Annotated in this window: 20 protein-coding genes; 10 read left to right on the forward strand and 10 right to left on the reverse strand. The window is 70.3% G+C overall.

All coding sequences use genetic code 11. The features are described from left to right. Positions 1–749 (reverse strand): ketol-acid reductoisomerase (gene ilvC / locus AOJ26_RS30765; protein WP_053851642.1); only part of this gene is annotated, 749 nt, incomplete at its 3' end. 94 nt (positions 750–843) lie between these two features. After that, entirely contained in the window at positions 844–1491 is a 648-nt protein-coding gene (locus tag AOJ26_RS30770) for a GNAT family N-acetyltransferase (protein ID WP_063790346.1), read from the reverse strand. A gap of 230 nt (positions 1492–1721) precedes the next feature. On the opposite strand from AOJ26_RS30770, the gene AOJ26_RS30775 reads away from it, so the two are divergent. Next, positions 1722–2822 (forward strand): phenazine antibiotic biosynthesis protein, encoded by a 1101-nt coding sequence (locus tag AOJ26_RS30775; RefSeq protein ID WP_053851643.1) that lies wholly within the window; start codon positions 1722–1724, stop codon positions 2820–2822. Next, on the forward strand, positions 2822–4216 hold the full coding sequence (locus AOJ26_RS30780; protein ID WP_053851644.1) for an aldehyde dehydrogenase family protein: 1395 nt from the start codon (positions 2822–2824) through the stop codon (positions 4214–4216). Before AOJ26_RS30775 ends, AOJ26_RS30780 begins: the two co-directional genes overlap by 1 nt. A 158-nt stretch (positions 4217–4374) precedes the next feature. Here the strand turns inward: AOJ26_RS30780 and AOJ26_RS30785 are convergent, their stop codons facing one another. After that, a complete protein-coding gene (locus tag AOJ26_RS30785; RefSeq protein ID WP_053851645.1) occupies positions 4375–4995 on the reverse strand; it encodes a DUF5134 domain-containing protein in 621 nt (206 codons plus the stop codon). A 17-nt stretch (positions 4996–5012) separates the two neighbouring features. Beyond that, positions 5013–5468 carry a cupin domain-containing protein gene (locus tag AOJ26_RS30790; protein ID WP_053851658.1) on the reverse strand — a complete coding sequence of 152 codons (456 nt, stop codon included), beginning with the start codon at positions 5466–5468 and terminating at the stop codon, positions 5013–5015. Positions 5469–5767: 299 nt separating this feature from the next. Between AOJ26_RS30790 and AOJ26_RS30795 the strand changes: the two genes are divergently transcribed. Next, a complete protein-coding gene (locus tag AOJ26_RS30795; RefSeq protein ID WP_053851646.1) occupies positions 5768–6664 on the forward strand; it encodes an RNA polymerase sigma-70 factor in 897 nt (298 codons plus the stop codon). Between the two features lie 88 nt (positions 6665–6752). On the opposite strand, the gene fdxA is transcribed toward AOJ26_RS30795, so the two are convergent. Continuing rightward, positions 6753–7136: a ferredoxin gene (gene fdxA / locus AOJ26_RS30800; protein WP_063790347.1), complete on the reverse strand. Its 384-nt coding sequence runs from the start codon at positions 7134–7136 to the stop codon at positions 6753–6755. 183 nt (positions 7137–7319) lie between these two features. Here fdxA and AOJ26_RS30805 point away from each other — a divergent pair, with 183 nt between their 5' ends. The 3 genes from AOJ26_RS30805 (at position 7320) to AOJ26_RS30815 (ending at position 11101) form a co-directional block, all read left to right on the forward strand. Then, positions 7320–9062 (forward strand): L-aspartate oxidase, encoded by a 1743-nt coding sequence (locus AOJ26_RS30805; protein WP_053851647.1) that lies wholly within the window; start codon positions 7320–7322, stop codon positions 9060–9062. 116 nt (positions 9063–9178) lie between these two features. Next, positions 9179–9925: an SDR family oxidoreductase gene (locus tag AOJ26_RS30810; RefSeq protein ID WP_053851648.1), complete on the forward strand. Its 747-nt coding sequence runs from the start codon at positions 9179–9181 to the stop codon at positions 9923–9925. Positions 9926–10111: 186 nt separating this feature from the next. Next, positions 10112–11101 carry an RNA polymerase sigma-70 factor gene (locus tag AOJ26_RS30815; RefSeq protein WP_078960090.1) on the forward strand — a complete coding sequence of 330 codons (990 nt, stop codon included), beginning with the start codon at positions 10112–10114 and terminating at the stop codon, positions 11099–11101. Here AOJ26_RS30815 and AOJ26_RS30820 read toward each other — a convergent pair. Both AOJ26_RS30820 and AOJ26_RS30825 read right to left on the reverse strand, forming a co-directional pair. Next, on the reverse strand, positions 11055–11777 hold the full coding sequence (locus tag AOJ26_RS30820) for a hypothetical protein (protein ID WP_053851649.1): 723 nt from the start codon (positions 11775–11777) through the stop codon (positions 11055–11057). The genes AOJ26_RS30815 and AOJ26_RS30820 overlap by 47 nt on opposite strands. Before the next feature lie 156 nt (positions 11778–11933). Continuing rightward, positions 11934–12590, reverse strand: a complete 657-nt coding sequence (locus AOJ26_RS30825; RefSeq protein ID WP_053851650.1) for a TetR/AcrR family transcriptional regulator — start codon at positions 12588–12590, stop codon at positions 11934–11936. A 173-nt stretch (positions 12591–12763) separates the two neighbouring features. Between AOJ26_RS30825 and AOJ26_RS30830 the strand changes: the two genes are divergently transcribed. Beyond that, complete coding sequence (locus AOJ26_RS30830; RefSeq protein WP_053851651.1) at positions 12764–13501, forward strand: SDR family NAD(P)-dependent oxidoreductase; 738 nt, start codon at positions 12764–12766, stop codon at positions 13499–13501. Positions 13502–13660: 159 nt separating this feature from the next. Then, a complete protein-coding gene (locus AOJ26_RS30835; protein WP_053851652.1) occupies positions 13661–14065 on the forward strand; it encodes an OsmC family protein in 405 nt (134 codons plus the stop codon). A 92-nt stretch (positions 14066–14157) separates the two neighbouring features. Here AOJ26_RS30835 and AOJ26_RS30840 read toward each other — a convergent pair whose 3' ends face one another. From AOJ26_RS30840 to AOJ26_RS30850, 3 genes are all read right to left on the reverse strand, one after another. Further along, entirely contained in the window at positions 14158–14877 is a 720-nt protein-coding gene (locus tag AOJ26_RS30840; RefSeq protein ID WP_053851653.1) for an alpha/beta fold hydrolase, read from the reverse strand. A 49-nt stretch (positions 14878–14926) separates the two neighbouring features. Next, entirely contained in the window at positions 14927–15877 is a 951-nt protein-coding gene (locus AOJ26_RS30845) for an alpha/beta hydrolase (protein WP_053851654.1), read from the reverse strand. Positions 15878–16004: 127 nt separating this feature from the next. Then, a complete protein-coding gene (locus tag AOJ26_RS30850) occupies positions 16005–16781 on the reverse strand; it encodes a DUF427 domain-containing protein (RefSeq protein WP_053851655.1) in 777 nt (258 codons plus the stop codon). Positions 16782–17178: 397 nt separating this feature from the next. Here AOJ26_RS30850 and AOJ26_RS30855 point away from each other — a divergent pair, with 397 nt between their 5' ends. Beyond that, complete coding sequence (locus tag AOJ26_RS30855) at positions 17179–18126, forward strand: alpha/beta fold hydrolase (RefSeq protein WP_053851656.1); 948 nt, start codon at positions 17179–17181, stop codon at positions 18124–18126. A gap of 122 nt (positions 18127–18248) precedes the next feature. After that, the gene (locus tag AOJ26_RS30860) at positions 18249–18743 is read left to right on the forward strand and encodes a cupin domain-containing protein (RefSeq protein WP_053851657.1); all 495 of its coding nucleotides are present in this window, start codon (positions 18249–18251) and stop codon (positions 18741–18743) included. The last annotated feature ends 295 nt before the right edge of the window (positions 18744–19038 follow it).

Genomic DNA, 19038 nt, shown 5'->3' on the forward strand with positions numbered 1-19038 from the left:
GACCAGCGCATCTTCTCCAGGCCGCCCTCGTACATGAGGTCCACGATGAGCTTCAGCTCGTGCAGGCACTCGAAGTACGCGATCTCCGGCTGGTAGCCGGCCTCGGTCAGCGTCTCGAAACCGGCCTTGACCAGGGCTGAAACGCCACCGGCGAGCACGGCCTGCTCACCGAACAGATCGGTCTCGGTCTCCTCGGTGAAAGTCGTCCTGATGACGCCGGCGCGGGTGCCGCCGATGCCCTTGGCGTAAGACAGCGCGAGCGCGAAGGCGTTGCCCGACGCGTCCTGCTCGACGGCCACCAGACACGGAACGCCGCGGCCCTCCTCGTACTGGCGACGGACGAGGTGACCCGGCCCCTTGGGGGCGACCATGCACACGTCCACGTTCGCCGGCGGTTCGACGAAGCCGAAGCGGATGTTGAAGCCGTGCCCGAAGAACAGCACGTCGCCGCCCTTCAGGTTCGGGGCGATGTACTGCTCGTAGATCTCGCCCTGGAGCGGGTCCGGAACAAGGATCATGATCAGGTCGGCCTCGGCGGCGGCCTCCGCCACCGTCACCACACGCAGGCCCTGCTCCTCGGCCTTCGCCCGGGACTTGGAGCCCTCGTGCAGCCCCACGCGCACGTCCACCCCCGAGTCGCGGAGCGACAGCGCGTGGGCGTGGCCCTGGCTGCCGTAACCGATGACCGCGACCTTGCGGCCCTGGATGATGGACAGGTCGGCGTCGGTGTCATAGAACAGCTCGGCCATGGCAAATCCCCTCGCTTGTAGCCGCCCGCATCGAACCGCGAGGAGTAACACTCGCCGTCGAGCGACAGTCGAAACACTATCTCATTCAATGTTGTCACACGTCTTGCACTGTGCGGGTTCCGCACGTAGGCGACGCGTTTTCGAGGGAGCGTCGGAGCACCCGCTGAACTCCAGCTTCAGGAACACAGGAGAGTACTGACGACCCCGACACACGGTGTTTTCGAGCACCGCGTTGCCACCACCCACGCCGTGCCGGCGAGGAGGCGAGGGCGAGGCCGATGTCCTGCGTCCGGGCCCGGACCGTCGTCGCACTGCCCGTGTCCGGGACCGTGTGCAGCGGAACGTCGGCGCGGTGCAGCACGGCTGCCATGCGGGCGTCGTCGGGGTGGACCAGGCCGTAGACCTCACGTACGCCCAACGCGACGGCGAACCGGCCGAGTTCCCCCAGGAGCCGGGTGCCCAGCCCCCGGTTCTGCCAGGTGTCCTCCACCAGCAACGCTGCCTCGGCGTCACCGTCGTCCGGCAGCAGATGCCCTATCGCGACGAGCCGCTTCCGCGAGTCCTGCACCGCCAGGTGCACCGCGTGAGGTCGGGACAGCAGCGGCCCCAGGTAGGTGTCGGGGTCGCCCATGGCCCGGTGGTAGCGGTGCCAGCGGGCGGCGGCGGAGCACCGGCGGTGCAGCGCGGCCACCCGGGGCTCGTCGTCCTGGTCGACGCGTACGATCCGCAGTCCCTGTCGCATGTCCCTCTCCCTCGGCCTCGGCACGCCGCCGGTCGGCTGCGGCCCCGTCGTCAGACCGGGCGACGTGCGTGGTTGTGACGGTGGCAGGGGCGCAGCCGCGTTTCCACGGGGCTGTCACAGACGCCTGCACCCCTCGGTCTTCTCTGCGAGAGCGGGTCGGGCCCGCGGGGCCGCCCGGGACGCGCGGCTCTCACGCGTCCGCCCTCAGCGACTTCGAGAAAGGCTGTTCCATGCCGATCGGCTCATTGACCGTTCTGGACGCCGGCCCCTGCGACGGGGTGGACCCCGACGACTACGTCAGGGCGGCCATGCAGTGGCACTTCACTCCCGAGACCGGGTCCCGGTACTGGCTGGAACGGATCGACCGGCTCGATTTCGACCCCCGGCACGACGTCAAGGGCGTGGCGGACCTGGCGCTCTTTCCCGATCTGACGGACGAGCTGCGCGATGTGCGGGTGTCCGATCTCGTCCCCCGCGGCTACGGTCCGCGGGTTCGACCGCTGCACGTGTTCGAGAGCGGCGGCACGACCGGGGCACCGAAGCGGGTCGTGCAGATGGACGACTGGGCGCGACACGGCAGCGAGCAGGTGGCCCGTCGGCTCCAGGACCACGGACTGCCCGTCGGCGCACTGTGGCTGACCGTGGCACCGACCGGCCCGCACCTCGTCGGCGATGTGCTGCAACGGGCCGCGGCGAGTCTCGGCAGCCCCGGGCTGGGTGTCGACATGGATCCCCGCTGGGTCAAGAAGCTCGTCGCCGCGGGCCGGCGCGACGAGGTCGACGCCTACACCGACCATCTTGTGGACCAGTGCCGGCGCATCCTGCTCGGGCAGGACATCGGTGTCATAGCCGCCACCACGCCGATGCTGGAGCGCTTCGCCCGGGACAACGACCTCGTGGAGGTCATCAACGGCAAGGCCCAGGCGATCATCTGGGGCGGCACCCACATGGATCCCGACACCCGGGACCTGTTGCGGACCGAGGTGTTTCCCGACGTGCCGGTGATCGGCATGTACGGCAACACCATGATGCTCACCGCGCTTTTGGAGCGGGTCGGCCTCACGGCGTCGGAGCCGTGTGTGTTCGACCCGGTCTCGCCGTACGTCTTCCTCAGTGTCGTGGATCCCGATACCGGGCAACAGGTGGCGGAGGGCGAGCGGGGCCAGGTGGTGGTGAGCCACGTCAGCAAGTCCATGCTGATCCCCAACAACAGGGAGCGGGACACCGCGTTGCGGGTCCGCCCGGCCGAGGGCCACGCCGGGGACGCCGTCGCCGACGTCGCGCCGGTTCCCGCGGTCGAGGGTGAGACCGTCATCGAGGGTGTTTACTGATGGCCCCCGTGTCGACCACCGAGCCGCTGTACCTCGATGCCCTGGGCCCGCGGGGCACTTACCGCACACGTGAACCGAGCACGGTGACCGACGTGTGCGGTGCCCCGATCGCGCGGCTGAGCCTGGTTCCCCCGCTGTACGTGGCTCGGGCGATCGGCGCCCTGCGCCAAGCGCCGCCGATCGCCGCGGCCGACATGGACAGCGTGTTCGTCGCCGCCGGGGAGGCCTTCGCCGCCGGCACCCTGGGGGGCTTGAGCGTCCGGGAGTACGAACGTCTCGTCAGCCGGACCTCGGGCACGCCCCTTGCCGTGGTGCGCGCCGCTACGCGGGGCACGGCGCACTTCGTTCGGCACGCCGCCTCGTCGGCCGACCGAGGCAGGCCGCGCGGCGCCGCCCGCGACCTCAGTGACCCCGTCCTGCATGAGACGCACACGGTGTGGGGGCGTCAGGGCGACGTGTTCGCCGTCAACGCGTCCGGCAACCATCCCGGCGTACACCGTGTCTGGCTGGAGGCACTGGCGCTGGGTTACCGCGTCGCCGTGCGCCCGTCCCGGCGCGAGCCCTTCACCCCTCACCGGCTCGTCGCGGCACTGCGTCAGGCCGGGATCCGGGACGACCAGCTCATGCTGCTGCCCACCGACCACGCGACCGCCGACACCCTCGTCCACGGCGTGGACCGGGCCGTGGTCTACGGCGGCGACGATGTGGTGACCAAGTACGCGCACGACGCGAGGATCCTGCCGCAGGGGCCTGGACGGTCGAAGATCCTCATCACCGCTGACACCGACTGGCGTGACCATCTGGACACCCTCGTCGCGTCTGTCGCCGGGGAGAGCGGCACCGCGTGCGTCAACGCCACCGCCGTCCTCGTCGAAGGCGACCCGGCCCCTCTCGCCGAAGCCCTCGCGGCACGTCTGGCCGTCTTGCCCAGCCTTCCTCCGCAAGACGAGAGGGCCCGTCTGCCGGTGTGTCCGAGGGAGCGGGCGCGAGTTCTTAGCGCGTATCTGAAAACGGTGGCGGCCGGGACACGCGCCTGGCTCGGCGGCGACGGGGTCGCCGACGACCTCGGGGACGGCAGCGCGGTGCTGCGCCCCGCCGTGCACCAGACCGCGAGCGCTCGCGCCCCTCAACTGCGCACCGAACTGCCCTTCCCCTGCGTGTGGATCGCGCCCTGGACCCGCGCGGACGGCATCGCGCCGTTGCGCGACACGCTGGTGCTGTCGGCACTGACCCGGGATCGGGACCTGTGGGAGGCCCTGGTCGCGGAACCCAGCGTCGCCAACGTGTACTTCGGCGATCAACCGACCCACTGGATGGCGCCGGGCGTCCCCCACGACGGCTATCTCTCCGACTTCCTGATGCGGAGCAAGGCGGTGTACGAAGGCCCCTCCTGAACGGCGCTCACCTCCTCGGCGCGGCCCTGCCATGAGCAGCACCCGCCTCTCGGTGGGGCGACGACCGTCCGGCGCGGTGGTCCGCGGTCACTCAGCACATGACCGCGGCCACCGCGCCTTCGCCGTGCCGGACGCGCGCCCGGCTTTCCTCCCCGTTCTCAGTGGGGCAGGACCAGCATCACGGCTGTTCCGAGCGCCATCGCCCCTTCACCCACGTGCCGTGACGGCGTCGCCGCCGCGGCACGGCGCGCCGCGCTCACGGCCGAGCGCAGCGAGGGCATGGGGCGGGTCAGCGACCACAGCGCATACACCAGTAGACAGGACGCCAGCGACAGAGTGATCACGGAGCTGCCCAGGGGGACACCAGCGCCCAGAGCGCCGGGCCCGTGGGAGTGCGCAGCCGACCGGATGTCTGCGTGCGCCGGTCCGGTCCCGGCGTGCGGCACGCGCAGCATCCAGGCCATCGCGGCCATACCGGCCGCGTGCGGCAGCCGGTGGGTCATCGCCGCCCTCCTCCCGGCCTCCCGACGGCCGACCGGCAGGAGAAACCACACCGCGCCGGCGGTGCAGACACCGCCGGCGACGGCAGCAGGCCCCGCGCGGACGTCGATCCAGGGCATCGCCGCCATGGACACGGCCATGGCGGCGGCCAGCAGTTGGTCCACCCGGACACCGAACCCGGTCCTGGGGGACCCGACGCCCCGCGCCAGCCCCTGCAGGAACACCGCCACGAACAGCAGCGTCAACAGACAGTGCACCAGAACGACGGGCGTCCCCATGCCGGGTTGGTGCCCGGTCAGGCGGTGGGGCGCGGTGCCCGCAGGTGGGCGCGTTCCGCCAGTTCCTTCTCGTCGACCAGTTCCAGCATGGGCTTGCCCGGAGCACACATCATGGTCACCACGAACCGGGTCCGCGCGTCGGAAAGGGCGTTGCCGTCCTGGTAGTGAATGGCGTCGCCGCCGGGCTCCCAGAAGGTGCCGCCCGCCTCCACCACGCGCTCGGGCTCGCCCTCGAGCTCGAAACGGACCGCGCCCTCGATGACGTAGCCGAAAGCGGGGCCGGAGTGCCGGTGCGGGGGCGTGCCCGGGTCGCCCGGCTCCCACTCGACGAGGATGGTCATCGCCGACGCCCCCTCCGGGACGGTGATCGGGGCGGCGTCCTGGAGCACCCTGGCCGCCGTCGTCCAGCCGCCGGTCCCCTCCTGGTCGCCGTGCCCGTGGTGGCCGTGGGCGGAGTGGTCGTGTGCTGTCATGTTGTCCGACACTGTGTTGCACCTTCCGTAGGCGTGAACATCGTTCGTCACTGGTGACCGGGGACCGCGCGCATGTGTGACAGCCCGCCCTCTCACACAGCCCCTGCACCCGTCGCCCGCGGTTTTCCCGGACATGAGGCAGGCAGCTGTCCGGGGGCGAAGCCGGCGGATCGGGCGCGACGATTGCCACCGTGTGACCAAAGACCGTGAAAGAGATAGCGTGAGCAGATGCGGCCCGCGGCGCGTTCTCTTCCCCCTCGCGCGTAGCATGTAGGGCGCAAAGCCAGAAGGGACGACCCATGCGCGCTGGCGCCCACCCCGACACGTTCGACCGCGGTCTCGACGACTTCCTTGCGGCCAGACCCCGGTTGTTCGGCATCGCGTACCGCATCCTCGGCAGTGCCGTCGAGGCCGAGGACATCGTCCAGGACGCCTGGCTGCGATGGCAGAACACCGACCGCGCGCAGATCCACGAACCGGCCGCCTTCCTGACCACGGTCACCACCCGGCTGGCGATCAACCTGGCCCAGTCCGCGCGAGTACGCCGGGAGTCCTACGTCGGGCCCTGGCTCCCCGAGCCGGTCGACACCACCCAGGACCCGCACCTGGGGGCGGAACGCGCCGAGGCGGTCGAGCTGGCGGTGCTGTTGCTGATGGAGAAGCTCAACCCGATCGAACGCGCCGCCTACGTGCTGCGGGAGGCGTTCGACTACCCCTACCAGCGGGTCGCCGACATCCTGGAGACCAGCGACGCGAACGCCCGGCAGCTGGTCAGCCGGGCGCGCAAGCACCTGGGCGCCGAGCGCAAGGAAAGCGTCAGCCCCGCGGCCCACCGGCGTCTGCTCGAAGGCTTCCTCTCCGCCGCGCGCACGGGAGATCTCTCCACCCTGGAGGACCTGCTGACCTCGGACGTCGTCAGCTATTCGGACGGCGGCGGCATCCGCGGCGCGTCCAGGATCCCTGTCATCGGCCGCGATCACGTCTCGCGTTACCTGGCTGCCTTCGCCCCGCGGTTCTGGCCGGATGCCGAGACCCGGTTCGTCGAGGCCAACGGCCGGCCCGCCGTGCTCGTCGCACGGGACAACGCGCCGGTGGCCCTGCTGTGCGTGGACGCGTCCGAGGCCGGCATCGAGCGCATCATGTGGGTGATGAACCCGGTCAAGCTGAACCCCTACGTGCTGTCCCTGGGGGCCTGACCCGCCGGTCCGCCGCACGCCGTCCCCGGTGCCGGTTCCGTCGCTCCGCCGCACGCCCAGCCCGGTCCGCCGCACCGGGCTGGGCGGTTCATGACGGGAACCACAGGTCGGCGTCCGCGGACTCCTCCTTGCGGGCGGCGAACCCCGACAGGCCGTTCTTGACGGCGTGCTGTGAGGGCAGGGCGGCGACCACGGGGTGATCGGCCCGTGCGGCCCGCCCGGTGCCTTCCCCCGGCGCGTCGCGGAAGTACTCGGCGTTCACGGTCCGGTAATGCGCCCACTGTGCCGGCAGGTCGTCCTCGTGGAAGACGGCCTCGACCGGGCAGACCGGCTCGCAGGCGTGGCAGTCGACGCACTCCCAGGGATCGATGTACAGCGTCCGCTCGCCCTCGTAGATGCAGTCGACCGGGCACTCGATCACACACGCCCGGTCCTTGACGTCGACGCACGGCTCCGCGATGACGTAGGCCATCGTCCCCACCTCCCCTTCACCGACCGGCGGTTGCGGACCGCACGGGCTTCGTGCGCCCGGCCGGCGTACGCGGTATGACCGGCCCGGCCGCCAGGGTGTGACACCCGCAGGCGGGTCCGGAACAGGGCGACGGTGTCACAAACCCTCACTCCACCTGGTCGTAGCAGGTGACCACCCCGAGCGATGGGAGCAATCGTGGTTGCCACCGAACAACGTCTTTCCACCACAGTGCTGGTGATCGGCACCGGCGGAGCGGGCCTGCGCGCGGCCATCGAGCTGGCCGAGGCCGGCGTCGATGTCCTCGCCGTCGGCAAGCGCCCCAAGGAGGACACCCACACCTCCCTCGCCGCCGGGGGGATCAATGCGGCCCTGGCCACGATGGACCCCGAGGACACCTGGCAGCAGCACGCCGCCGACACCCTCAAGGAGAGCTACCTCCTCGGCGACCCCCGCACCGCCGAGATCGTCACCCGGGGAGCCGCCCTCGGCATCGACGACCTGGAGCGCTACGGCATGGCCTTCGCCCGGGAGGAGGACGGCCGGATCTCCCAGCGGTTCTTCGGCGCCCACAAGTTCCGCCGCACCGCCTTCGCGGGCGACTACACGGGCCTGGAGATCCAGCGCACGCTCATCCGGCGCGCGAACCAGCTGGACATACCGGTGCTCGACAACGTCTACATCACCCGTCTCCTGGTCCACGACGGCGCCGTCTTCGGCGCCTACGGCTTCGGCCTCGCCGACGGCAGGCGCTACCTCGTGCACGCGGACGCCGTCATCCTCGCGGCCGGCGGCCACACCCGGATCTGGCGGCGCACCTCGTCACGGCGCGACGAGAACACCGGCGACTCCTTCCGGCTGGCCGCGGAGGCCGGAGCCCGGCTGCGCGACCCGGAACTCGTCCAGTTCCACCCCTCCGGCATCATCGAGCCGGAGAACGCGGCCGGGACCCTGGTGAGCGAGGCGGCCCGCGGCGAGGGCGGCATCCTGCGCAACGCGCTCGGCGAGCGGTACATGAACCGCTACGACCCCGTGCGCATGGAGCTGTCCACCCGCGACCGGGTCGCCCTCGCCTCCTACACCGAGATCAAGGAGGGCCGCGGCACGCCCAACGGCGGGGTGTGGCTCGACGTCTCCCACCTGCCCCGGCAGACCATCATGAACCGCCTCCCCCGCGTCTACCAGACACTGCTGGACCTGCAGATGCTGGACATCACCCGGGATCCCATCGAGGTCGCGCCCACCGCCCACTACTCGATGGGCGGTGTGTGGGTGCGCCCCGAGGACCACAGCACGGACGTACGGGGCCTGTACGCCATCGGCGAGGCCTCCAGCGGACTGCACGGCGCCAACCGGCTCGGTGGCAACAGCCTCATCGAGCTGCTGGTGTACGGCCGCATCACCGGACAGGCGGCGGCCGCCTACTCGGAGTCGCTGACCGCGCAGCCGCGCTCGGCCACCGCGGTGGCCGAGGCCCGGGCGGAGGTCGACGACCTGCTCGCCGCGGACGGACCCGAGAACGTGCGAGCCCTGCAGCGCGCGATCCGCAACACCATGACCGAGCACGCGGGCGTGGTCCGTGACGAGGAGGGCCTGCGCACCGGACTGGCGGAACTGGACGCCATCGAGAAGCGCATGGACAACGTCGGCGTCCATCCGGACATCGCGGGCTTCCAGGACCTCGCCCACGCCTTCGACCTGAAGTCGTCGGCACTGGCGGCCCGGGCCACCCTGGAAGCGGCACTGGAGCGGCGCGAGACACGCGGATGCCACAACCGCAGCGACTACCCCGACATGGACCCCGCGCTGCGGGTGAACCTCGTCTGGTCCCCGACCGACGGCATCACCCGCGAGCCCATCAGTCCCGTTCCCGACGAAATCGCCGCCCTGATGGAGGACGTCTCGGCGGACGGAAAGCTCGTCGAATAGGAATCCTCCTGCCCGGAGAAGCTTTCCGGAATTCGGGAAAGGTGTCACAGCGCCGATCAATTCCCGGTCATACCTCGTGCAGACAGCAGATGAGAATGAGTGAAAGGAACGTCCCCATGAAGGTCGTAGTGATCGGCGGCACCGGACTGATCGGCTCGAAGGTCGTCAGCAAGCTCAACGAACACGGCCACGAGGCGGTCGCGGCCGCCCCGAACACCGGCGTCAACACGCTGACGGGCGAGGGCCTGGCCGAGGTGCTGGAGGGCGCGGCCGTCGTGATCGACGTCTCCAACTCGCCCTCCTTCGCCGACGACGCCGTCATGGAGTTCTTCCGTACGTCCACCACCAACCTCCTCAAGGCGGAGGCGAACGCCGGTGTCACCCACCACGTCGCGCTTTCGGTGGTGGGTACGGAGCGGCTCCAGGAGAGCGGCTACTTCCGTGCCAAGCAGGCCCAGGAGGAACTGATCAAGGCTTCCGGGATCCCGTGGTCGATCGTGCACGCCACGCAGTTCTTCGAGTTCATGAAGGGCATCGCCGAGTCGGCGACCGAGGGCGACACCGTCAAGCTGGCCCCGGTGAAGATCCAGCCCGTCCATTCGGACGACGTCGCCGCCACCGTGGGCCGCACCGCCGTGGGCGCACCGGTCAACGGTGTGGTCGAGGTGACCGGTCCCGACACCTTCCAGTTGGACGAGCTGATCCGCAAGGGTCTCGCCGCCAAGAACGACCCGCGTACGGTCGTCGCCGACGTGCACGCCCCTTACTTCGGCGCCGAGTTGCAGGAGACCACGCTGCTTCCCGGCCCGGACGCCCGCATCGGCGAGACCCGTTTCGTCGACTGGCTCGCCCAGCAGCAGTAGCCGCATCTTCCTGGCCTGTCGTTCTACTCCCGGTAGAACGACAGGCCCTTTTTTGTGCTCCGGAAAAGCACTGTCACATCGTCCATGGTCGCTCGGTCGTTGAGAGGGAGACGATCGCCGGGTCCGTGAGCGCCTCGTGGTCGCATTCCGACAACCCGGGCCCCGGAGGAATGGAGTCAGAGGGACATGTATCCAGAGGCACCTCCCGCGGACACGAACCTCGCCGACGCCGTCACCACCTTCGTGGAACTGCGGCCCCGGCTCTTCGGTATCGCCTACCGCATCCTGGGCAGCGCGACGGAAGCCGAGGACGTCGTGCAGGAGGCGTGGCTGCGCTGGCAGCGGACCGACCGTTCGGCGGTGGTCAGCCCCGCGGCGTTCCTGTCGAGCACGACGACGAGGCTGGCCATCAACGTGGCGCAGTCCGCCCGCGTCCGCCGCGAGACCTACATCGGGCCCTGGCTGCCCGAACCCATCGACACCAGCATCGACCCGGTGGCCGGCGCCGAACGCGCCGAGGCCCTGGAACTCGCCCTGCTCCTCGTGCTGCAGAAGCTCACACCCACCGAACGGGCCGCCTACGTACTGAGGGAGGCCTTCGAGTACGGCTACGTGGAGATCGCGGAGATACTGCGCCTCACCCCGGTCAACGCCAGGAAGATCGTGAGCAGGGCGCGCAAGCACCTCACGGACGACGATCGGGACAGTGTCGACGTCCAGGAGCACCGCAGACTGCTCGATGCTTTCGTCGCGGCCGCCCAGGAAGGGGACGTGGCTTCGCTGGAAGCGCTCCTGACGCCCGACGCGGTCAGTCTGTCCGACGGCAACGGGCTGCGCGGCGCGGCCCGCGTACCCGTGGTCGGCCGTGTCCGGGTGGCGAACCTGTCGACCGCCTCGTCACGCTTCTGGCCGACGGTCGAGATCGCACCCGTGCAGGCCAACGGGCGCGCCGGGGTCCTGCTGTACCGGGACGGCCGCCCCGCCACCTTCATGACCATCGCCGCCTCACGGCGGGGGATCCACCGGGTTCTGTGGGTGTTCACCCCCGACAAGATCGCCGCCTTCCTCGGACACCGCGCCGCCAGTGCGCCCCTGCCCGCGCGTCCCGGGGACGCCGTGGCACGTGAGCTCACCCGGGAAGGGAACGGTTCCAGCTACGCAGCTTCTCGGGGTTGAGAACCGCCCAGACCTGTACGACCAGCGAGTCCGCGATGTCGAAGCTGAGCACGGCGGCGACCTGGTCGTCGCACCGGGCGACGAGACCGGTGCGCCCGTTGACCGATCCGGTGCGCAGGGTCACGCGCCGCTGTCCGCCCAGCAGCACCAGCAGACTGCCGGCGACCTGCTCGTCGCCGCGGACGGGCCGGGTCAGCGCCCGGATCTTGCCGCCGCTGTCGAAGACGGCTGTCGCATCGGGGGCCAGCAGCGACCGCAGGCGGGTGCCGTCCTGATCGCTGCACGCCTGCTGCACGGCAACAGTGATCGCATGCTCGCGACGCGCCGACACGGGCCGCGCACGCCGCGCACCCAGGCTCAACCGGGCCCAGTCGACCGGTTCCAGGTCCTGGCCGCACGTCGCCCGCAGGGCCAGGATCTCCCGCTGCTCCCCACCGGGCCACGCCGGCGCCGGTCGCGTCAGGCACGCCTCGTCCACGACCTGGGTGAGCCAGATCCGGGGGGACGGCATCCGGACCCGCTCCGGATCGGTGAGGCGGTACCACCGCCGGTAGGCCTCGTCGACGACGCGTTCGGCCGCGACGCGGCTGCCGAGCGCGCGGCAGGCGACGTCCAGCAGGTGCCGCCGTTCGTCGAACGACTCGGCGAGCGGCACCGCGCCAACGACATGATCCATGGAGCGACCCCCACGCCGAGAATCCGGAGCCGCAGCCGTCGCAACGGCATGACTCAGACGTTACCCGCCCTTGTCCGTACCCGGCTGGCCGAACGGCTGATCGAGACAGAAGCTGCGGCATGATTTCACAACACACTGATGATGTGCCACTTAGTGTCACGTCCTCGCCGGTGGGGAGACGCCCGACGGGTCCACCATCCGCAGGCGGGCGGGGGGTGGATGCGGCAGGGCCGCGCGGTCACGGGCCCGCAGTCCGTCGAACGCGATCTCCAGGAAGCGTTCCCACGCCCGCGGTTCGCGGTCCAACAGCGGCTGGGCGGTCTGGTGGACGCCGCCGAGGAGCAGCACGACGTCGGTGCCGGTGATGTCTCCGCGGACGGCGCCTTGTGCTCGGGCCCGGGCGGTGAGGTCCTCCACCGTGTCGCAGAGCCGGTCGATCGCCTCGCGTACGTCCGCGTGCTGCAACGAGGGCCGGCCGATGACGTCGCAGAACGCGCGGTCGGCGGCGAGCAGACCGATTCCGTGGGCCATGAAGTCCTTCAGCGCACGACCGGCGTCGCCGGCGCGCAGGAGCCGGTCCGCCGTGTCGAGCAGCCGGTCGAGCAGCTGCATCGTGATCGCCGCGAGAAGGTCGTCCTTCGTCGGGAAGTGCCGGAACACCGTGCCCTTGGCGACGCCGGCCCGCTGGGCGATCGTGTGCATCGACACATCCACCCCGCATTCGGCGAACGCCTCGGTGGCCGCTCGCAGGAGCAGTCGCCGATTGCGCACGCTGTCGGCCCTGGCCCGCACCGCCGTGGCTCTTCCGGTCATGACACCTCCCTCTGAGTGTCACAACATTAACACTGAATATGACTCGCGGGTCATATTCAGTGTTACTCTGGCACAACATGACCCCTCGGTCACCTTCTCGGGCCGCCTTGTCCCTGTCCTCGCACACGCCACGGCCTGCCCGTCTCACCCCACCACCTCTTTTCGGAGATGACATGAGTTCCGTTCTCGACCCCAAGGTCGTCCTCGTCACCGGCGCCTCGTCCGGCATCGGCAGGGCGACCGCACTGGCGCTGTCCAAGGCGGGGGCCACCGTGGCCGTCGGCGGCCGCAGGACCGACCGGCTCGAAGCACTCGCGCAGGAAGCGCCCGGGGAGATCCTCGTCCTCGACATGGACGTCAGCGACCCCGCGTCGGTCCGCAAGGCCGTCGACCGGACCGTCGAGCGCTTCGGCACCCTCGACATCGTCGTGAACAACGCCGGCATCATGCTCACCGGCCCCATCCTGGACGCGGACCTCGCGGAATGGACCCGCATGGTGGAGACCAACCTGCTGGGCTCCATGTACACGGTGCACGCCGCGCTGCCCCACCTGCTGCGCTCCCGCGGCGCGGTGGTCCAGATCTCCTCCACCTCGGGCCGCATCTCCTCGGCCGGCGCCGCCGTCTACTCCGCCACCAAGTTCGGCGTCAACGCCTTCGCCGAGGCGTTGCGCCAGGAGGTGACCGAGCAGGGGGTCCGCGTCGTCCTCGTGGAGCCGGGCTTCGTCTCGACCGAGTTGGCCGACCACATCACGGACCCCGCCAGGCGTGCCGCGGTCAGGACCATGGCCGAGTCGATGCGGACCCTTCAGCCGGAGGACATCGCGGCCGCGGTGGTCTACGCCGTGACACAGCCCGACCACGTCGCGGTCAACGAGATCCTCGTACGCCCCACCGACCAGTCCCGTTGAACACCCCCTGATCACCCGCGGGGCGGCAACCGCCGCCCCGCACCACGCGCTTGCAGCCGGCTACGGGCAGGCAGGCCGTCACAGTCGCGCACCCCGCACGGTCTGACCTTCGGGAGGCACAGGTCGTGCCTCTGCCCCTACCTCGGCTGAGAGGCAAGCATGAACACGCGCATCGTTACCGTGGCCGAAGGAAAGCAGCTCGCGCGCTCCGTGGCGATCGGTACCCACCGCCTGACAGCCGACGAACCGGAGCCCGTCGGCACCGACACCGGCCCCACCCCGGGCGAACTCCTCCTGGCCGCGCTCGGAGCGTGCACGTCCATGGCGGTGCGGGCCTACGCGCAGCGCCACGAATGGCCGCTGGACCGGGTGGACGTCGCGGTCCGCTTCGGCGCACAGGGGCAGGTGGTCAAGAACATAGGGCTCGTCGGGGAGTTGACCCCCGCACAGCAGGACCAGCTCCTGGCGGTCGCGGGACGCTGTCCTGTCCATCGGCTGCTGACCAACGACGTCACGATCATCACGGTGCCCACGCTGCTCGCGGAGCCCACACCACTGCCGTGACGCGTCAGGCCCACACAAGAACGCGGGGTGCGGGGTCCGGCTGGGAAACCGGACCCCGCACCCCGCGTCCGTCAGGCGCGGGCTTCCGGCGCTCAGGCTGTCGCCTGGGCCGCCTCGTTGATCAGACGGGCCACGTCACCGGGGCGCGAGACGCTGACCGCGTGGGAGGCGGAGACCTTCATGACCGAGGCCCCGGCCCGCTCGGCCATGTAGGTCTGCGCCTGCGGGGGGATGTTCCGGTCCCCGTCCGCCACCAGCACCCAGGAGGGAATGTCCCGCCACGCCGGCGCGGACGCGCCCTCCGACAGAGCGGCTTCGGCCACCGGCCGCTGTGTCACGGCCATGACGGCCGTGGTCTCCTCGGGGACATCGGCGGCGAACTGCTCGTGGAACTTGGCCTGTTCGATGTACAGGTCCATGACCTGACTGCCGTCGGGCAGCGTCACCGGCACGGGCCGGAGCGTGTCTCCGAGGGTACTGCCAGGGAACTTGCCCGACAGGGTGACGGCGCTCTCGCCCTCCTCCGGCAGGAACGCCGCGACGAAGACGAGCGCCTTGACCCCGGGCAGCCCCTTGGCCGCGTTGCTGATGACGGACCCGCCGTAGGAATGGCCGACGAGGACGACAGGGCCCTCGACGGACGTCACGATCTGTCGGACGTAGTCGGCGTCGGTGGTCAGTCCGCGCAGCGGATTGGCGACGGCGATCACCGGATAGTCGTGCGCGAGGAGTTTGTCGACGACGCCGTTCCAGCTGGAGGCGTCCGCGAACGCGCCATGCACGAGGACGATGGTGGGCTTGTGTGCACTCATGAGAGTGGCCTTTCGACGTGCTGGGGGGAGTGTGGTCGGGTGTGCGGTGTCAGTCGGTTCCGAGGGCCTTGCGCAGCACGTGGACGGCCTGCTCGATCGCGGCGGTCGACGCCTGGGTGCCGCGGACCGGGTTCAGCATCATGAAGTCGTGCAGGGAGGCGTTGTAGCGGATGCTGGTCGTCGGCACGCCGGCCTGGACGAGCTTGCGGGCATAAGCCTCGCCCTCGTCGCGCAGCACGTCGTTCTCGTCGACGACGACGAGCGCCGGCGGCAGGTCCCGGAGGTCTTCCAGTGTCGCCCGCAGGGGCGAGGCGGTGATCTGGGCGCGCTCGGCTGGGTCGGTGGTGTAGGCGTCCCAGAACCATTCCATGGCCTTGGCCGTGAGATGCGGGCCGTGCGCGAAGGTCCGGTAGCTCTCGGTGTCCTGGGCCGCGTCGGTGACGGGGTAGTACAGCGACTGGTGCACGAAGGCCACGTCGCCCCGCTGCTTGGCCATGTGGGTCAGGGCGGCGGTCATGTTGCCGCCGACCGAGTCACCGGCGACGGCCAGGCGGGAGGCGTCGAGCCCTTCCCCGGCACCCTCGGTGGTGATCCACCGGGCGGTCGCGTAGGCCTGCTCGATGGCGACCGGGTACTTGGCCTCCGGGGAGCGGTCGTACTCCACGAACACCAGGGCCGCCTTCACCCCGACGGTCAGCTCGCGCACGAGCCGGTCGTGCGTGCCGGCGTTGCCGAGGATCCAGCCGCCGCCGTGCACGTAGAGGATGACGGGCAGGAGGCCAGAGCTGCCGAGCGGCTTCAGGATGCGCACCCGCACGTCGCCGACCTCCGCCGGAACGGTGATCCACTTCTCGTCCACGTCGGGCTTCTCGACGGGCTGCGCCTGCACGTCGTCGAGCAGCTTGCGCGCGCCCTCGACCCCGAGCTCGTACAGCAGCGGCGGCTTGGCGGTCGCGTCGGCGAAGTCCTGCGCGGCGGGCTCGAGAACGATGTCGTTCATGGCGTGTTCCTTCTCTGGCGATTAAGGAGGACTTTTCACACCATGGGACCAGGCCCGGAGCGGATGTGTGACATCGAAAGGTCCCGGGCCGTCGAACACGGCCCGGGACCGGACCCCGGAGCGGAGGCTAGGAACGGAATGCGCCGGGCTTCGGCAGCGGCTCCCCGTCCACGAACAGGTCGACGTGCTCGTTGTAGAAGGCCGTCAGGCCCGCGATGCGGTTGGCGTGGATGGTCGGGAAGTCGTACGCCCAGGCGATGTCCTCGTGGGTGGCGGTTTGGCCGTCGAACGACCAGTAGCCGCTCGTCGTTCCCTTGTACGGGCAGCGGGTCACCGTGTCGGTCCGCCGCAGTCGGGTCCAGTCGACGTGCGCGCGGTCGAGGTAGTAACGCGTCGGCAGACCGGTCTCGAAGAGCTTGACGCACGCCGGCGCCTCCGCCAGGACCACGCCCTCCAGTTCCACGCGGACGCTGCTGGAGGAACGCACGGCGTCCACACGCGAGTACGGGCTCCGGGGGTGGACGAAGACGGGTTCGTCCTCCTCGAACCAGTAGTCGATGGCCGGCCACTCGAAGCGCACCGTGCCCTGGAGCGGCGCCGGGGCGTCCTTCCCCCACACCCAGGCAGCACCGGGGCGTGAGTCCCCGCCCACGGACAGGGTGTGCCGGTGCGCGGTGCCCGCACCGTGCTCCTCGGCGACCCCTTCGTCGTCGAGGACGCCGTCGACGAGGTCCCGCACCGGGATGCTGAACTGCGGATAGGCCTGCCACTCCCAGACGTACAGGGCGCGCCGCGTGTCGAAGACGGTGCGACCGCCGATCACGCCTCTGATACGGCGGGGCACCGGCTCCACGTGCCCGACGGGCACGAGGAAGCCGGGATGCAGAACACTTTCAGTTTCCATGGTCATCACCTTGGTCGGTCGGATGTTCCGCGCCCGTTCGAAAGGGACACGGAGGGGGTGTGCGCCCGGGACGCCCGCGTCCTCGGGCCGTCACGGACCGCGGGGTCCGAACGGCACTGCCGCGGCACAGCGTTGAGCAGGGCTTTCTTCGCTGTCACAGCTGGTGGCGGAGGCCGGTCTGTGCGGGGAGACAGTTCCCTGCGGAGAGGAGATCCCGTCGTGCACGGGCGAATCCATTATGACGCCAACACTCATGACACTAACAGGACAGCCTTCTCATGCACACTGTGCACACTGTTGCCGAGGGCCGGACCCGGCGACACCGCCCGGTACCGCCAGCCGCGCTCGACCGGAACCGCGGCTCCCTCCCCCACCGCTCCTTCGTCGGAGGATTCGCATGCCAGCCCTGCCCCTGCTCGCCCCCCTGCGACGCGTCACGACCGACGTGCTCGAAGTCGCCTATTACGAGACGGGCTCCCCCGACGGTGACACCGTCGTCCTTCTGCACGGTTTCCCCTACGACATCCACAGTTACGTGGACGTGGCCCCCCTGCTGGCCGAAGGCGGATTCCGGGTCATCGTCCCCCACCTGCGAGGGCACGGCACCACCAGATTCCTGTCCGACTCCCTTCCCCGCTCCGGCCAGCAGGCGGCCCTGGGAGCCGACGTCATCGGGCTTCTGGACGCCCTCGGCATCGAGCGGGCCTACCTCGCCGGCTACGACTGGGGCGGTCGCGCGGCCACGGTCGCCGCGGCGCTGTGGCCCGAACGTGTCCTCGGCCTGGTCTGCGTCAACGGCTACCTGATCCAGGACATCGGCGCCGCCATGAACCCCGTCTCTCCCGAACTGGAAGCGGGTTTCTGGTACTTCTACTACTTCCTCACCGAGCGCGGCCGCACCGGGCTGGCAGCTGATCCACGGGGCGTCGCCCGGGTCATCTGGAAACGAAACTCCCCCGTGTGGGCCTTCGGCGAAGCCGAACTGGAGCGGGCCGCCGAGGCCTTCACCAATCCGGACTACGTGGACGTCGTCATCCATTCCTACCGGCACCGGCTCGGCCTGGCACCGGGCGCGGACGCGTACGCCGATCTGGAAGCCCGCCTCGCCGGCCTTCCTCCGATCACCGTCCCCACGGTCACCCTGGACGGCACCGCCGACGGCAACTTCCCGGCGACCGACGGGTCATCGACCGCTCACCACTTCACCGGTCCCCGCCTGCACCTTCAGGTCGCGGACGCCGGTCACAACCTGCCGCAGGAACGCCCCGAGGCGTTCGCCGCGGCGGTGCGGGACGTGCGGGCCCTGCGACGGGGGCACCCCCATCACGACTGCCTCACCCGCTGACGCCCGACCGCATGACACCGTGGCCCTGCGCCGCGCCGACGTCACATCCAGCCGTGCCCGCCGGTCACATCGAGTGCGGGCGGGCACGCGGCCGCCCGACCGCCTCAGGAAAGGAAACCACCATGTCGTACCCCTACCCGGAACAGAAGTACTTCGGAGACGACGGCGAGGTCAGCGCCGTGTTCCGGCCTGCCGACACCCCACCCGACCTCGGCGAGAGCGGGCCGGGCAAGGACGCCACCCACTATCTGGCCACCACCGCGACCACCCGCGGCGAGTTCGGGCTGTACCGCGTCGAGATGAGACCGCGGGCCGGCGGCCCGAAGACGCACTACCACAAGCGGATCTCGGAGTCGTTCTACATCCTGGACGGCACCGTGCGCATCTACGACGGTGTGCGCTGCGTGGACGCCCGCAAGGGCGACTTCGTGCACGTGCCGCAAGGCGGGCTGCACGCCTTCCGCAACGACTCCGACGCACCGGCGGACATGCTCCTGCTGTTCACACCGGGCGCGCCGCGCGAGGAGTACTTCGAGCAGGTGTCGACGCTGGCGCACGCCTCGGAGGAGGAGCGCTCCGCGTTCTTCGACCGGCACGACTCCTACTTCGTGGAGTAGGTAAGCCCTTCCGGTGTCCCGCGGTGCCCACGTCTCCCGCGGTCGTGGTCGCGGGACACCCGCCGTCGGGACGGCCCCGGTTCGGGTATCGGGCACCTTGTCACAACAACACCTTTCGTCCGGTCAAGAAGGCAGGGCGCGCGGGCGCATCCGACCTCGCCGCCGCCTTCTCAGCACCGCCGGCCGTCACGCCCGGCCGTCCCGCCCCGGCGAAGGAGACCGCATGAAAGTCGTCGTTGCAGGCGCCACGGGGCGGGTCTGGTCGAGATCGGTCTCCCGTCTGCGGGACCGCGGG

It is taken from the genome of Streptomyces sp. NRRL B-24085, assembly GCF_001282115.1.
Classification (GTDB): Bacteria; Actinomycetota; Actinomycetes; order Streptomycetales; family Streptomycetaceae; genus Streptomyces.